Genomic DNA, 14990 nt, shown 5'->3' with positions numbered 1-14990 from the left:
GCCCCCATCCGACTTCGTTGCCTGTTGCAAGGTTCCGGCCGTCGATCACCGCCGAGACCCTCCCATCCAAGTACGCTATGGAGTGAATATGGGCGTTTTTGCATTGTTTCGCCGCAAGAAGAAGGAAGTGGTCGAGGCCTCGTCGGAGGAGACCGGGGCCGTCGGGCCGTCGGAGGACGACGTGACGGAAGCCGGGGCCGCGGAGACCCGGGCGGCGGTCGATGCCGAAGTCGGCGGTGAGGCCGAGGGCGACGTCACGGCCGAGGCCGATGGCGACGGCGACGGCGACGGCGACGGGACGACTGGGGCCGAGGCCGCACCTGAGGCCGTGGCGGTGGACGGTGCGGAAGACGTCGATACGGACAAGGCGGCGGCCGGAGCGGTCGCCGCCGAGGTCGTGGAGATCCCGAAGCAGCAGTCCGCCGAGGCCGCCGCGGACAACGAGGCAGGCGAAGGCGCCCGCAAGTAGGCCCCCGGGGTCCTGGGGGCAGGACACGGAACACGGACCCCCAGAGGGTCCGCGGAGGGAAGGTGCCCCATGGGTCTCCTGGATTCGCTGAAGGCCAAGCTCGCTCCTGCCAAGGACAAGGTGGCCGACCTCGCGCAGCAGCACGGCGGGAAGATCGACCACGGCCTCGACAAGGCCGCGAAGATGGTCGACGAGAAGACCAAGGGCAAGTACAGCGACAAGATCCAGTCCGGTACCGGCAAGGCCAAGGACGCGGTTGACCGGATCGGCCACAAGGACGACGGCACGCCCGGGAGCGGCGGCGCGACCCCGCCGCCGGCCGCCTGACGACCGGCGTCACCCGAACCCGACAGTCCCTCCGCACGGCGGACGGCCGCGGAGCATCACGCTCCGCGGCCGTCCGCCGTTCCTGCGTTCCTGCGCCGCTGCGTCGCTGCTTCGAGGCTTCGAGGCTTCGAGGCTTCGAGTCGTCAGGACCAGGCGGCGACGACGTACTCCACCCCGTACGGGGCGTCCTCGTGGAGGAGTCGGCCTTCCAGGCCGGCGCCCTCGGCCGCGCCCGCGAGGACCTGCCAGGGCGCGCGGCCGGCCGCCTTCAGTTCGTACGCGAGCTCCTCGTCCAGCGCGAGCAGCGCGGCCACGTCGGCCGCGCCCAGCGCGCGGGCCGCCTCCGCGTCGAAGCCGGCCGCCCGCTCATCCAGGTAGCCGGGGGCCTTCACGGTCCGGCAGGCGCTGCCGTCCCCCATCACGAGGAGCGCGACCCGGTCGGCGGAGGCGGCGAGCTCGCGGCCGGTCGCCGCGCAGGCCTCGACCGCCTCACGCTCGCCCACCGCCAGGCCCTCGACGGGCGCGGCAGTCCAGTCGGCGCGGCCGAGGAGCCAGGCGCCGACGGTGAGGCTCGCGGGCAGCGGGCGATCGCCGGCGGGCCCGTCGCCGAGCCGTACGGAGAGGTCGACCCCGAAGCCGGCGAAGGAACCCTCCGTACCGGCCGGGAAGACGCCGTCGGCGCCCTCACCGGAGGGTCCGACGACGTACAGCCGGTCGGGGCGCGAGGCGGCGAGCAGTCCGACGGCATCGGCGCAGGCGGTCCGCGCGGCGTCCAGCTCGGGGGCGGCGCCGGTCGCGACCTCGGGTACGAGGAGCGGCGGGCAGGGGCAGACGGCTGCGGCGACAAGCATGATCCGCACCCTACTGCGCCGTCACGCCGCGCCCGCGTCACTGCTGCGCCCCGCGTCGGCGCCGCACCCTTCCTACCGCCAGGCCCGGGTCAGTCATGCCCGGGTCAGCCCCGCGCCCTCCCTGCTACCTGGCCCGGGTCGGCGCCGCCCTCGTCACCGCCGGGCCTGGGTCAGCGCCCGCGCCCTCGCCGTCAGTGGCTGCCGCAGGCCGGTGCGTCGGCCGTGGGGAGCGGCTCCGGGACGCCGATCTTCGGCAGCCCGAGCAGCACGCCCGCCGGCTTCGCGGCGGCCTCGGTGGTGCGCTTCTCCCAGGCGTCGCCGGCGCGGGTACGGCGTACCGACGTCGTCGGGCCCTCGGCGAGCAGGTGGTGCGGGGCGGCGTAGGTGATCTCGACGGTCACGACGTCGCCGGGCCGGACGTCCTGCTCCGGCTTGGTGAAGTGGACGAGCCGGTTGTCGGGCGCGCGGCCCGAGAGGCGGTGCGTGGCGCCGTCCTTGCGGCCCTCGCCCTCGGCGACCATGACCTCCAGGGTGCGGCCGACCTGCTTCTTGTTCTCCTCCCAGGAGATCTCCTCCTGGAGCGCGACGAGGCGCATGTAGCGCTCCTGCACGACGTCCTTGGGGATCTGGTCGTCCATGTCGGCGGCCGGGGTGCCGGGCCGCTTGGAGTACTGGAAGGTGAAGGCGTTGGCGAAGCGGGCCTCGCGGACGGCGTGCATCGTCTGCTCGAAGTCCTCCTCGGTCTCGCCGGGGAAGCCCACGATGATGTCGGTGGAGATGGCGGCGTGCGGAATGGCCGCGCGGACCTTCTCGATGATCCCGAGGAAACGCTCCTGCCGGTACGAGCGGCGCATCGCCTTGAGGATCGAGTCCGAGCCGGACTGCATCGGCATGTGGAGCTGCGGCATCACGTTCGGCGTCTCGGCCATCGCCGCGATCACGTCGTCGGTGAAGTCGCGGGGGTGCGGGGAGGTGAAGCGGACCCGCTCCAGGCCCTCGATCTGCCCGCAGGCGCGCAGCAGCTTGGAGAAGGCCTCGCGGTCGCCCAGGTCCGAGCCGTACGCGTTGACGTTCTGGCCGAGCAGGGTGATCTCGGAGACGCCCTCGGCGACCAGGGCCTCGATCTCGGCGAGGATGTCGCCGGGCCGGCGGTCCTCCTCCTTGCCGCGGAGCGCGGGGACGATGCAGAAGGTGCAGGTGTTGTTGCAGCCGACGGAGATCGAGACCCAGGCGGCGTAGGCGGACTCGCGCCGGGTCGGCAGCGTGGAGGGGAAGGCCTCCAGCGACTCGGCGATCTCGATCTGCGCCTCCTCCTGGATGCGGGCGCGCTCCAGGAGCACCGGCAGCTTGCCGATGTTGTGCGTGCCGAAGACCACGTCGACCCAGGGGGCCTTCTTGACGATGGTGTCGCGGTCCTTCTGGGCGAGGCAGCCGCCGACGGCGATCTGCATGCCCGGGCGCGTGGTCTTCATCGGCGCGAGCCGGCCGAGGTTGCCGTACAGCTTGTTGTCGGCGTTCTCCCGCACCGCGCAGGTGTTGAAGACCACGACGTCGGCATCGCCGTCGGACCCGCCGGGCGCCCGCACGTAGCCCGCCTCTTCCAGCAGACCGGAGAGCCGCTCGGAGTCGTGCACGTTCATCTGGCACCCGTAGGTACGAATCTCGTAGGTCTTGGATCCTTCAACGCTCACTGCGGGACTCCGGTCGCTGCTGCTGGTCATGAGTCACCAGGGTAGGCGGTCCGGGGAGTGCCCCGGCTGGTCCGTTCTCCGCCATTCACACATCAGAGTGTTCATTCGAACATGACCGTGATAGAAACGAGTCATGGGTGTCGCCAATCGTCTGGACCTGACCCTGCGATTGGTGCAGGGCTCCGACCGGGTTTCCGTGTCGGAGCTCTCCCATCGACTGGGCGTCTCGGAAATGACCGTGCGCAGGGACCTCGACGCGCTGGAGCGTCAGGGCCTGGTCCGCAGGGTGCACGGGGGCGCCGTCGCGACCCGCGTACGGGAGGAGCACGCGGGGTTCTCCGCGCGGGAGCCGTGGCAGGCCGCCACCAAGGACCGGCTGGGCGCGGCGGCTGCCGCGCTCGTGGAGCCGGGCTCACGCGTCCTGCTGGACGCGGGGACCACGACCGTGCACGTCGCCGAGCACCTGGCGGCCCGCGGCCCGCTGACGGTCGCCGTGCTCAGCCTCCAGGCCGCGGTGGTCCTGGCCGACCGGCCCGGGATCGATCTGCTGATCGTCGGGGGCCGGTCCCGCCCCGGCGAACGCTCGCTCGTCGGCCCGCTCGCCCTGCGCACGCTGGAGTCCCTGGCCTTCGACTGCTTCCTGATGTCCATCGGCGGCGTGCACGCCGAGCACGGCTGGTCGGAGTTCTCCCTGGACGACGCCGCCGTCAAGCAGGCCGGGCTCGCCCGGGCCGGCCGCACGGTCGCGGTCGCGGACGCGACCAAGCTGGGCGTGCGCGCGTTCAGCCGGGTCGCCCCGCTCGCCGCGGTGCACCACTTCGTCACCGACAGGGCCGCCGAGGACGCCGCCACGCATCCCGGTGGCCCGCTGTCGCTGGACGCGCTGCGGGACGCGGGCGTCGACACGGTCCTGGCCTGAATCCGCCTGTATCCGCACGCCGTACTCGCGAACGTACCGAGGAGTGATCCGCCCGTGACCACCGTTCCCCGCTCGCTGATGATCCTCGTCGCCGGCCCCTACCGCTCGGGCACCGGCGACGACCCCCTCAAGCTCGAAGCCAACGTACGGGCGATGAACGAGACCGCTCTCGTGCTCTTCCGCGCCGGGCACCTGCCGGTCACCGGCGAGGCCCTCGCCCTGCCGCTCCTGGAGACCGCCGGCGGCGCCGCCCCCGGCGACGCGCTCTTCCAGGAGATCTTCCACCCCGTCGCCGACCGGCTGCTCTCCCGCTGCGACGCGGTCCTGCGGATCGGCGGCCCCTCCGAGGGCGCGGACATGATGGTCGCGCACGCCCGTGAGCAGGGCCTGGACGTGTACGGCGACCTGGCCGCCGTCCCGGCCGCCCGATGACCGCCGGCATCGACACCCCCGACCGTCGCGGCCGCACCGGCCTGGACCGGCAGGGCCGCGACCTCACCGGCAACCCGCGCGTGCGGATCGTCGACGTGGAGGTGCTCTCCTGCGACTGGTACGTCCTGCGCAAGACCACCTTCGACTTCCTGCACAGCGACGGGCACTGGAGCCGCGAGCAGCGCGAGACCCACGACCGCGGCGACGGGGCGACCGTCCTGCTCCACAACACCGACCGCCGTACGGTGCTGCTGACCCGTCAGTTCCGCCTCCCCGCCTACGTCAACGGCCACCCCGACGGCATGCTCCTCGAAACCGCGGCGGGGCTCCTGGACGACGACGGCCCGGAGGAGGCGGTCCGGCGGGAGGCCGCCGAGGAGACCGGACTCGTCATCGGCGCCGCCGAGCGCGTCTTCGAGGTCTACATGAGCCCCGGCTCGGTCACCGAACGGGTGCACTTCTTCGCCGCCCCCTACGACACGGCCGGGTTCTCCGAGGGTGGCGGCGGGGTCGCCGCCGAGGGCGAGGACATCACCACCGTGGAGCTCCCCTTCGAGGAGGCGCTCGCCATGGTCCGCGACGGCAGGATCGCCGACGCCAAGACCGTCATGCTGCTCCAGTGGGCGGCCCTTGACGGCCCGTTCCGGCGGGCCGACCCGCCGGAGCCGCCCCCCTGCGGTTTTCCGCAGGGTGCTGGAGGGGAAGCCTCATACCGGGGCTGAGCTGGGATTTCTAGCGTGGAGAGGTGACCGGGACGGAGCGTCCCGGGAAGCCTCGCCACCTTGGAGACCCCACCATGCCGCTCAGCCACCAGCTCCTTCTGGCCCAGGCCCAGGAACCCGCCGACGGTGTCGCCGGCTGGGCCGCGGGGCTCGTCGAGACGATGGGCGGGCCCGGAGCGGGGCTCGCCATCGCGCTGGAGAACCTGTTCCCGCCGCTGCCCAGCGAGGTGATCCTGCCCCTGACCGGCTTCGCCGCCGGGCAGGGGGTGCTCAGCCTGGCCTCGGCGCTCTTCTGGACGACCCTGGGTTCGGTGGTCGGGGCCGTGGCCCTCTACTGGATCGGCGCGCTGTTCGGACGCCGGCGCATGCACGCGCTGTGGGCGCGGCTGCCGCTGGTGAAGGTCTCCGATCTGGAGCGCACCGAGGACTGGTTCGCGCGGCACGGCACCAAGGCGGTGCTCCTGGGGCGGATGGTGCCGATCTTCCGCAGTCTGATCTCCGTGCCGGCCGGCGTCGAACGGATGCCGTTGCCCGTCTTCCTCCTCCTCACCACGGTCGGCAGCCTCGTCTGGAACAGCGTGCTCGTGCTGGCCGGGTACTGGCTCGGGGACCGCTGGGACCTGGTCGAGGGGTACGTCGGCATCGTCTCCAAGGCCGTCCTGGTGCTGGCCCTCGTGGCCCTGGCCGCGTACCTCGCCGTACGGCTCCGGGGACGCGGGCGCGCCCAGCACCGCCGTACCTCGTGACCGGCGGGCGGGGGCCTGGGCCATTCGGACGATCTTGTACGGGCCCGGGGGTGGCACTAGCCTCGGGGACCGTGCGAGGGGACGAAGGGGTCGAAGGGGCGGGCGTCGAAGGGGCCGGCGTCGAAGAGGCGGGGACCGAAGGGGCCTGGGCCGAAGGGGTCGAAGGGGTCGAAGTGGTCGAAGGGGCTGGACAGGGCGGCGCGGTGGCTCCGTTGACGAGCCGGTTCGCCGGCGCCCTCCTCGGGTGCCTCACCGCCCTGCTCGGTGCGCTGTTCTTCCTCGTCGCGGGGGCCGTCCTCGGGCCCTTCCTGCTGTGGCCCCGCACCCGGCCACGGGCCCGGCGGAGGCTGACGGCCGGGGCGCGGCGCCTCGCGGCCCTTGAACGCCGGCGCCGCTCCGCCTTCTTCGGCGACCGCTTCCCCGGCCCGTACACGGTCTCGGACCGGCGGCTGCTGCGCTATCTCGCGGTCCGGAGCTGGACGGGCCTGGTGTACGGGATCGTCCTCGGGCTCCTCGGCTTCGGCGCCGTCCTGGCCGGACTGTTCGTCGGGGGCGTCGTGCGCGGCACGCTCGGCTGGGCGGAGCTGCTCCCGCAGCTGCTCCTCGGCGGTGTGCTGCTCTTCCTGGACGTCCAGGGCCTGCACGCGCTGGCCGCGCTGGACGCCCGGCTCGCCCGCGCGTGCTTCGGGCCCTCCGAGCGGGAGCTGCTCCGGCGCCGGATCGACGAACTCGCCGTCAGCCGGGCCGCCGTCGTCCAGGCCGTGGACGCCGAGCGCCGGCGCATCGAGCGCGACCTCCACGACGGCGTGCAGCAGCGGCTCGTGGCGCTCGCCATGCTGCTCGGCCGGGCGCGCCGGAGCCGGGACCGCGACCCCGAACAGGCGGAGGCCCTGCTCCTCCAGGCGCACCGGGAGGCCGGGGACGTCCTGGCCGAACTGCGTGACGTGGCCTGGCGGGTGTACCCCTCCGCGCTCGACAGCCTGGGGCTCGAAGAGGCGCTGGGCGGGGTGGCGCAGCGGTGCGCCGTCCCGCTGCGCATCCGGTTCGAGGTCGCGGGGCCGCTGCCCCGGCCCGTGGAGACGGCGGCGTACTTCGTCGTGTCCGAGGCCGTCACCAATGCCGCCAAGCACGCCTCGGCCTCCTCCGTCTCCGTCCACGTGTCCCGCCAAGGCCCGCTGCTCACGCTGCGGATCGTGGACGACGGGCGGGGCGGCGCGGACCCCGGGGGCAGCGGGCTGACCGGCCTGCGCAGCCGGGTCGCCGCGCTCGACGGCGTCCTGCGTGTCGACAGCCCCCTCGGGGGACCCACCACTCTTGTCGCGGAGTTGCCGTGCGCGTGATCCTGGCCGAGGACTCGACCCTGCTGCGGGAGGGGCTGGTCCGCCTGCTCGTCGAGGAGGGCCACGAGGTCGTGGCCGCGCTCGGCGACGCGGTGACCCTGGTCGCGGAGGTCGAGGGGCGCCGCCCGGACGTCGCGGTCGTCGACATCCGGATGCCGCCCACGCACACCGACGAGGGGCTGAGGGCCGCCGTGGAGATCCGCGAGCGGTGGCCGGACGTCGGTGTCGTCGTGCTCTCGCAGCACGTCGAGCGGAGCTACGCGGCCCGGCTCCTCGCCGCCGGGGCGGAGCGGGTCGGCTATCTCCTCAAGGACCGGGTGGCGCAGGTCGAGGAGTTCCTCGACGCGCTGGAGCGGGTCCACGCGGGCGGGGCGGCGCTCGACCCGGAGGTCGTACGGCAGCTGGTGGTGCGCAGCACGCACGGCGATCCCCTGGCCCGGCTCACCCCGCGCGAACGCGAGGTGCTGGAGGTGCTGGCCCAGGGGTACACGAACGCGGCCATCGCGCGGCAGCTGCACCTCTCCCTGAGCGCGGTGGAGAAGTACCTCAACGCCGTCTTCGACAAGCTGGAGCTGCACAGGGCCGACGGCTACAGCCGCCGGATCCTGGCCGTGCTGCGCTATCTGGAGTCCTGACCACGTCTCTCGGTCGCCGAGACGCAGGTGGGTGTGCTTGTCGCCTGCTCGGCGGAGGCGCGGTGGGTGTGACGCGTTCCTCGGAGGTGTTGCGGGTGTTGGGGGTGTGAGGCGGGGGACGGGTGGGCAGTGAATGCTCGTTCGAATGGAGAGTGTCTGTTCTGTGGGAGAAACCTTGAGTGTGTGCGTGATCGGTGCGGGGCTGTCGGGGCTGGCGGCCGCACACGCTCTGGCGGGCAAGGGGATCGACTTTGTCTGTCTTGAGCGGGCGGTCGATGTCGGCGGGATCTGGCGGCAGCCGGCGGCCGGCGAGCCGGGGCCCGGGTATCAGTCGCTGCATCTGAACACCGCGAAGCAGCTGACGGGGTACACCGAGTTCCCGATGCCCGACGCGTACCCCGTCTATCCGCGGCACAGCGAGATCGCGGCCTATCTGCGGTCCTTCGCCGAATGGGCGGGGGTGTTGGACCGCGTCGAGTTCGGCGTCGAGGTCGTGTCGGTGCGGCAGGAGGGCGACGACGCGTCGTGGACGGTCGTCAGCCGGGCGGCGGACGGGGCGCTGGAGTCGCGGCGGTTCGCTCATGTCGTCGTCGCGTCGGGGCACAACACGGTGCCGACGCTGCCGAAGCCCGCGCCGCCCGGCTCCGACGGGTTCGCCGGCAGGATTCTGCATTCCGTCGACTACCAGGACGGGGCCGACTTCGCCGGGCAGCGCGTCGTCGTCGTGGGCCTCGGGGCGTCGGCGGTGGACATCGCCACGGACCTCTCCCGGCATGCCGCGCGCACCGTGCTCTCGGTGCGCCGGGGGCTGCACATCGTTCCCAAGCAGCTCCACGGCATATCGGTCGACGAGATGGCCGAGGAGCCGTGGTTCACCGCCATGTCCCTGCCCGAGCAGATCGCCTTCGCCGAGGAGGCCCTGCGGATCGCGCGGGGCAAGCTCTCCGACTACGGCCTGCCCGAGCCGGACCACCCGCTCTTCTCCTCCCCCGTGACCATCTCGGACGAGATCCTCAGCCGCATACGCCACGGCGCGGTGACCCCCAGGCCGGGGATCGACCACCTCGACGGCAGGCGGGTGGTCTTCACCGACGGGACGTCGGAGGAGGCCGACGCGATCGTCTACTGCACCGGCTACCGCATGGACTTCCCGTTCCTGCCCGAGGGATGCCCGGCCGGGCCGGGCGGGTCGGTCGAGCTGTACCGGCGGGTCGTCGCTCCCGGCCGACCCGGCCTGTACTTCGTCGGCCTGGTCCGCCCGATGGGCGCGATCACACGGCTCGTGGAGGGCCAGACGCATTGGGTCGCGCGCATCATCGGCGGCGAGGTCGTTCTGCCGGACGCGGACGCGATGCGCGAGGAGATCGATGCGTACCTGAGCGGCATCGCCGAGCGTTACGGCACGGCGGAGGGCGGCACCTCCATCCAGGTCGACGTCGGCCCCTACCTCCAGGAGATGCGAGGGCTCCAGAACGTCTGAAGTCCGAAGGCCCGGCCGGGCGCCGCGCCCGGCCCCCTGTACGGCGAAGCTCCCGGTGGAGATCCACCGGGAGCTTCGCCGTCGAGGTGCCGCTAGACCCGCGCCGCCGCGCGGCGCAGCAGTTCCGTCGGCGGCCTGACGGCGTAGGCCTCCGACGAGAGGTACGCGGTCACCCGGGGCGGGTGGCCCTGCTGGTGGGCGAGCGCGAGGTAGGCGATGAGGCCCACTCCGTCCTTCGGCTGCCGCGGGGTGAGGGCGGACAGCGACCGGACCAGCGGGGCGGGGTCCATGCCGTGGCTCCGCAGGACGTCCACCGCCCGGTCGAGGACCTCTCCGTCGTCGCGGGCGTAGTCGCGCACCGGGATGTGGAGGGTGAAGCCGCTGGGGCGTCCGGTCTCCGTCTCGGTGAAGGAGTGGCAGGACAGGCCGGGCCGCCGGTCGAGGTCGTCGGCGGCGGCGGTGGCCCGGAAGAACTCCTGGATCTCCGCCGGCCCCGGGCCGGAGCCCGTACGGGACAGACCGCCCGCCTCGGCGGCCGACAGGTCGAGGTGCCGGGCGTAGACCTTCACCCGCGGCGTCTCCCAGTGGCCCAGGTCCAGGGCGAGGAAGGGGTGGCCGTCGGCCTTCGGCAGCGCCGCGTACGCCCGTTTGTAGCCGAGTCGGCGCAGGGCCTTCCGTACGGTCTTGGCGGAACGTTTCGCCCCTGACGCGGCCGGGTTCAGGTACACCTTGACCTTGGGCACGCCGCCGGGCAGCAGCTCCAGCGCGATCCACAGCGCCAGCGGGCCCTTCGGCTCGGCCGGGAAGAAGAGGTCCTCGATCTCGTCGAGCCGCTCGGTGGAGAAGTCCCAGCGCCGGGCCATCGCGCGGACGACCTCCAGGCCGATCCGGCCGTTCTCCGCCCGGGTGTCCGCGCCGCAGCCCGGTTCCACCAGCACGCGCAGTGCCGGAGCCCGGCCGGGGCTGAAGGAGAGCGAGTACTCGACGGGGGTGTGGTCGTCGGAGAGGAAGGTACGCGTCGGCGGCGGCAGGGCCAGCGACCGCTCGGCAGCCGGACCCAGCGCCTCGACCAGGGTCTGCGCGTACGCCTCCGTGTCGGCCGGAGAGAGTCCCGCGACGTCGCAGAGGCGTACCAACTGGGCCCGGGTGAAGGTGCCGAGCGTGCCGGCCCCCGGATCCGGAGAGATGTCGGAGAGCAAGTCGGTCACCAACCCCCCGCCAGGAAGCGGGGTCTGCATGAAGATACCCGCCGACGAGGGCGGGTATCCCGGTGCGAACCGACACGGGGTGGTGACTCTGACAAAGCGGTGTCGGTGGATATGTGGTCCACGACAGCTCCTCTACCTCATACGCAACACTGATGCCGCGTCGATCACTACCCCTGCGATCGAATACTCATGCAGGGATCTTGAGGCAGTGGAAAATTTGTCGATCAGTTGGTGAGCCAGGACAGGAACTGGCTCCAGCGGCCCTTCCGTTCGTCCTTGCCCTCCCCGCCGGAGTGCGCGCCGGACGCGGTGGCGGCCGCGCCGGCCCGCGCGTCGCCGCGTCCCGACGACGGGACGGGGGTGAACTTGGAGGGCAGCGTGGCCAGGGCCCGGTTGAAGGGACCGGGACGCCAGATCAGGCTGTCCTCCGGTACGGCGAGTTCGACGTCCGGCAGGCGGTTGAGCAGGTGCTCGATGGCCGTGACGGTGATGTGCCGGGCCGGCTCCTTGGACGGGCAGCCGTGCGGGCCCGCGCTCCACGCCAGGTGGGACCGGTTGCTGCCGGCCGTGCGGGCGGCCGCCAGCGCGGGGCTCGAGTTGGCGGCGGCGAAGCTCACCAGCATCAGCTCCCCGGCCTGCACCTTCTCGCCCGCGAACTCCATGTCCACGGCCGGGTAGTGGGGCGCGTAGTTCGACATCGGCGGGTTGTCCCACAGCGTGTCGTCGAGCGCCTCCCCGATCAGACCGCCGCCGTCGGCGTAGCGGTCGTCGGTGAGCAGCCGGTGCAGGGTGTTGCCGAGGAGGTTGCGCAGCGGTTCGGCGCCCGCGCCGAGGAGCAGGGCGAGCTGGTCGACCATCTCCTGGTCGGTCAGGTTGGCGTGGTGCTGCATCAGCCAGGACGTGACGTCTTCGCCCGGCCGGCTCCGCTTGAGCGTGACCAGTTCCTGCACGGCCCCGAACAGCACCGCGGTCGCCTTCTCGGCGTTCACCCCGTCGAACATCCCCGAGATGCCGAACAGCACCCGGTCACCGATGCCGGCCGGGCAGCCGAAGAGTTCGTTGAACACGAACAGCGGGAGCTGCTTGGCGTAGTCGCCGAGCAGGTCCGCCGAACCGCGGGAGCTGAACTGGGAGATCAGGTAGTCCGAGATCCGCTCGGTGTTCCGGGCCAGCCGGTGCGAGTCGACCCGGGCCATGCTGTCCGTGATCGCCTGGCGCAGCCGCAGGTGCTCGCCGCCGTCACTGAACATGCAGTTCTGCCGGTACGCGAGAAGGGGCACGACCGGGCTGTCCCGCGGGATCCGGCCCTCGTTGAAGTCCCGCCACAGGCGCGCGTCCTTGCGGAAGGACGCGGAGTCCTGGAGCAGCTGGAGCGCCGTCGCGTAGTCGGTGACGAGAGTGGCCTCCACCCCGGGGGCGAGCTCCACGGGCGCGGTGGGCCCGTTGTGGCGCAGGTAGGCGTAGAACGCCTGGGGGTCCGCGGCGAACTCCGGTCCGTGCAGCGGGACCCGGGCGCCGGAGGCGTGGGCGGGGCAGCCGGGCGGGGGTGCCGGGGCGGGGGTCTGGGTGTCCATGTCGGCTACTGCTCCTGTCGGGCGCGGTCCAGCAAGAAGCGGACCAGGGTGGTCAGTGCGTCGGCGGACGACTTCTCGTCGCGCGCGTCGCAGGTGACGACGGGGGTGTCGTCGAGCAGGTCCAGCGCCTCGCGCAGCGCCGGCTCGTCCCGCAGGGGCGAGCCGTCGAAGTGGTTGACGGCGATGGCGTATTCCAGCCCGTACTGCTCGATCAGGTCGATGACCCCGAAGGAGTCCGCGAGCCGCTCGGGGTCGACGAGGACCAGCGCGCCGAGGGCCCCGCGCGCGAGGTCCTCCCACATCTGCACGAACCGTTGCTGGCCGGGGGTGCCGAACAGGTACAGCACGATGCGGTCGCTGATGGTCAGCCGGCCGAAGTCCATGGCCACCGTGGTGGTGGTCTTGCTCCGGACGCCCTTGAGGTCGTCGATGTGCTCGGCGGCCTGCGTCATCCGCTCCTCGGTGGTCAGCGGCTCGATCTCGGAGATCGAGCCGATGAACGTGGTCTTGCCCACCGCGAAATGTCCGACGACGAGGATCTTCACCGGGATCTGCGAAGCCCCGTCGCGTACGTAGTCCTGTTTACCCAAACTTGGCGCGGAGACCATTCAGCACCTCCTCCAGGATTTCCCGGTCGGCGAGGACGGCCCGGCGCACCGGGGAGCGCGTGACGAGGTAGCCGCCCTCGGTCAGGGCGGCGAGCAGGATCTTCACCACGCCGAGCGGGAGCCGGGTGTGGCCGGAGATCTCGGCGACCGACAGGTAGCCGGCGGAGCAGATGTCGAGCAGCCGCTGCTCCTCGGGGGAGAGCCGGGTGGGCCGCTGGCCCTCCTCCGGCGCCGCGGTCACCAGCGTGATCAGGGAGAGCTGCTGCTCGTCGGGCAGGCCGCGTCCCTTGGTGATGACGTACGGCCGGACCAGCTCGGCGGCCTCCGGCTCCCACTCCTCATGTCCCGTCATGAGCGCGTGCCGAGGCTCTCGCGCGGCGGCGTCATGAGCACCTTGCCGAGTTGGCCGACGAGCTGCTGCATCCGGAAGGTGATGTCCGCCATGTCGACGTCCGGGGACGCGGAGACGCCGAGGTAGGCGCCCTCACCGGCGGAGATCAGGAAGACCCAGCCGCCGTCGAACTCGACCAGGGTCTGCCGCCACTGCGCGCGCGGGTCCTCGCAGAAGAAGCCGAGCGAACGGCTCAGCGACTGCACACCGCTCATCGCGGCAGCGACGCGGTCCGCGTTGTCCTTGTCGTAGTCGTTCGACCTGGCCATCAACAGGCCGTCGGCGGATATCAGGACCGCGTGCAGCGCCCCGGGAATCTCCAGGGCGCTGTCGAGCATCCATGACAGATCGTCGTTCACGAGACCTCATGTCCTTCGCTGCTTGCACCAGATGTGCTGCTCGTCCGGTCCGACCCCTCCGGGACGGAGGCCCGGCCGGACTGCGTGCCTCGCTGGAAGGCACCCATGATCGCCGCCGCTTCGACTTCGGAGCGGCTCGAAGCCTGTGCGGGCGTACTGCTGGGCACGATGGCCATCGGCCGCTTGCGGCGCCGCTTCGGCAGGCCGTCGTCGGTCGAGGGCGTGGCGGGCACGGCTTCGGGCCCGGCCGGGTGCGGTACGCCGGGAGTGGTCACGGGCGGCGCCGCGGGCTTCTGCACCGGCACGCTGGTGAGCAGCTCGTGCGGCAGCAGGACGACCGCGCGCACGCCGCCGTAGGGGGAGGACGAGTCCACGGACACCTCGAATCCGAAGCGCTCGCACAGCACGCCGATCACCGCGAAGCCGAACTGCGGCGGGTTGCCGAGTCTGGAGACGCCGGTGACGCGGTTGCTGGTGAGCAGCCCCTCGGCGCGGGCCCGCTCCTCGTCGCTCATGCCGACGCCCGCGTCGTCGACGACGATGCACACGCCCTTGGGCACGGTGCGGATGTTGATCTCGACGACGGTGTCCGGGCTGGAGTAGCTGGTGGCGTTGTCGAGGAGTTCGGCGAGCGCCAGCGCCATCGGTTCGACGGCACGGCTGGTGATGCCGAAGTCGACGCGCGAGAGGATCTCCACGCGCCGGTAGTGGCGGATCCGGCCCTGGGCGCTGCGGACCACGTCGTACACGGACGCCACGTCGCGGTGGCGGCCGAGCCAACCGTCGCAGAGCACGGCGATGGACTGCGCACGCCGGCCGAACTGCGAGTTGGTGTGGTCGATCTCGAGCAGATCCTGGAGCAGGGCGGACTCGCCGTACTTGCTCTGCAGCCGTGAGACGACCAGTTGCTGTTCGGCGGCGAGACCCTGGAGCGTCCGCATCGCGGACTTCAGGACGGTCTTCGTCGCTTCATCGGCCTGTTCCTGCGCCGCTTCGACGGACTGTGTGTAGTGGTTCTCCAGGTCGGAGTAGTGGCTCCGGAGCCCGCCGATCTGCTGCCTCAACGTCTGGGCCGCCTTGCGCTGGCGGACGATGACGGCGATGGCGACAAGAACGAGGACCGACAGAGCCCAGAGCAGCGGGTTCTGTATGTATTCCGTCATAAGACTCTCTTCAGGCGACCGACGGCCAGTTACTGAATTCCCGTCAATGCGGTGCACCGGCGGACCGCCCATATC

General features: G+C 72.0%; 17 protein-coding genes. 9 read left to right on the top strand and 8 right to left on the bottom strand.

The genetic code is table 11. The annotated features are described in order from the left end of the window. Positions 1 to 88: 88 nt before the first annotated feature. Both OG361_RS29355 and OG361_RS29350 read left to right on the top strand, forming a co-directional pair. Positions 89 to 469 (top strand): hypothetical protein, encoded by a 381-nt coding sequence (locus OG361_RS29355; protein ID WP_405858236.1) that lies wholly within the window; start codon positions 89 to 91, stop codon positions 467 to 469. Positions 470 to 538: 69 nt separating this feature from the next. After that, a complete protein-coding gene (locus OG361_RS29350; RefSeq protein WP_405858234.1) occupies positions 539 to 796 on the top strand; it encodes an antitoxin in 258 nt (85 codons plus the stop codon). A gap of 143 nt (positions 797 to 939) precedes the next feature. Here the strand turns inward: OG361_RS29350 and OG361_RS29345 are convergent, their stop codons facing one another. Both OG361_RS29345 and miaB read right to left on the bottom strand, forming a co-directional pair. After that, complete coding sequence (locus OG361_RS29345) at positions 940 to 1647, bottom strand: class III extradiol dioxygenase subunit B-like domain-containing protein (RefSeq protein WP_405858232.1); 708 nt, start codon at positions 1645 to 1647, stop codon at positions 940 to 942. Positions 1648 to 1838: 191 nt separating this feature from the next. After that, complete coding sequence (gene miaB / locus OG361_RS29340; RefSeq protein ID WP_405858230.1) at positions 1839 to 3368, bottom strand: tRNA (N6-isopentenyl adenosine(37)-C2)-methylthiotransferase MiaB; 1530 nt, start codon at positions 3366 to 3368, stop codon at positions 1839 to 1841. A gap of 103 nt (positions 3369 to 3471) precedes the next feature. On the opposite strand from miaB, the gene OG361_RS29335 reads away from it, so the two are divergent. The 7 genes from OG361_RS29335 (at position 3472) to OG361_RS29305 (ending at position 9612) form a co-directional block, all read left to right on the top strand. Then, a complete protein-coding gene (locus OG361_RS29335) occupies positions 3472 to 4257 on the top strand; it encodes a DeoR/GlpR family DNA-binding transcription regulator (RefSeq protein ID WP_405858228.1) in 786 nt (261 codons plus the stop codon). A 54-nt stretch (positions 4258 to 4311) separates the two neighbouring features. Beyond that, positions 4312 to 4689, top strand: coding sequence for a DUF4406 domain-containing protein (locus OG361_RS29330; protein ID WP_405858227.1), 378 nt, complete (start codon positions 4312 to 4314; stop codon positions 4687 to 4689). Beyond that, positions 4686 to 5411: an NUDIX domain-containing protein gene (locus OG361_RS29325; protein ID WP_405858225.1), complete on the top strand. Its 726-nt coding sequence runs from the start codon at positions 4686 to 4688 to the stop codon at positions 5409 to 5411. The genes OG361_RS29330 and OG361_RS29325 overlap by 4 nt, the downstream gene beginning before the upstream one ends. 74 nt (positions 5412 to 5485) lie before the next feature. After that, the gene (locus tag OG361_RS29320; RefSeq protein ID WP_405858223.1) at positions 5486 to 6157 is read left to right on the top strand and encodes a DedA family protein; all 672 of its coding nucleotides are present in this window, start codon (positions 5486 to 5488) and stop codon (positions 6155 to 6157) included. 71 nt (positions 6158 to 6228) lie between these two features. Beyond that, on the top strand, positions 6229 to 7497 hold the full coding sequence (locus OG361_RS29315; RefSeq protein ID WP_405858221.1) for a sensor histidine kinase: 1269 nt from the start codon (positions 6229 to 6231) through the stop codon (positions 7495 to 7497). After that, positions 7488 to 8132, top strand: coding sequence for a response regulator (locus OG361_RS29310; RefSeq protein WP_405858219.1), 645 nt, complete (start codon positions 7488 to 7490; stop codon positions 8130 to 8132). The genes OG361_RS29315 and OG361_RS29310 overlap by 10 nt, the downstream gene beginning before the upstream one ends. Before the next feature lie 175 nt (positions 8133 to 8307). Next, positions 8308 to 9612: a flavin-containing monooxygenase gene (locus tag OG361_RS29305; RefSeq protein ID WP_405858217.1), complete on the top strand. Its 1305-nt coding sequence runs from the start codon at positions 8308 to 8310 to the stop codon at positions 9610 to 9612. A gap of 92 nt (positions 9613 to 9704) precedes the next feature. Here the strand turns inward: OG361_RS29305 and OG361_RS29300 are convergent, their stop codons facing one another. From OG361_RS29300 to OG361_RS29275, 6 genes are all read right to left on the bottom strand, one after another. After that, positions 9705 to 10820 (bottom strand): tryptophan dimethylallyltransferase family protein, encoded by a 1116-nt coding sequence (locus OG361_RS29300; protein WP_405858216.1) that lies wholly within the window; start codon positions 10818 to 10820, stop codon positions 9705 to 9707. 224 nt (positions 10821 to 11044) lie between these two features. Next, complete coding sequence (locus OG361_RS29295) at positions 11045 to 12394, bottom strand: cytochrome P450 (protein WP_405858214.1); 1350 nt, start codon at positions 12392 to 12394, stop codon at positions 11045 to 11047. 5 nt (positions 12395 to 12399) lie between these two features. Further along, positions 12400 to 13002 (bottom strand): GTP-binding protein, encoded by a 603-nt coding sequence (locus OG361_RS29290; RefSeq protein ID WP_405858212.1) that lies wholly within the window; start codon positions 13000 to 13002, stop codon positions 12400 to 12402. Beyond that, positions 12977 to 13354 (bottom strand): DUF742 domain-containing protein, encoded by a 378-nt coding sequence (locus tag OG361_RS29285; RefSeq protein ID WP_384568782.1) that lies wholly within the window; start codon positions 13352 to 13354, stop codon positions 12977 to 12979. The genes OG361_RS29290 and OG361_RS29285 overlap by 26 nt, the downstream gene beginning before the upstream one ends. Further along, the gene (locus OG361_RS29280; protein ID WP_384568784.1) at positions 13351 to 13752 is read right to left on the bottom strand and encodes a roadblock/LC7 domain-containing protein; all 402 of its coding nucleotides are present in this window, start codon (positions 13750 to 13752) and stop codon (positions 13351 to 13353) included. Before OG361_RS29280 ends, OG361_RS29285 begins: the two co-directional genes overlap by 4 nt. After that, positions 13749 to 14915, bottom strand: coding sequence for an ATP-binding protein (locus OG361_RS29275; RefSeq protein ID WP_405858210.1), 1167 nt, complete (start codon positions 14913 to 14915; stop codon positions 13749 to 13751). Before OG361_RS29275 ends, OG361_RS29280 begins: the two co-directional genes overlap by 4 nt. Positions 14916 to 14990 lie beyond the last annotated feature (75 nt).

It is taken from the genome of Streptomyces sp. NBC_00090, assembly GCF_045160815.1.
GTDB lineage: Bacteria > Actinomycetota > Actinomycetes > Streptomycetales > Streptomycetaceae > Streptomyces.
The sequence above is the reverse complement of the archived record's forward strand: the minus strand, read 5'-3'. Positions and strand labels throughout refer to the sequence as shown.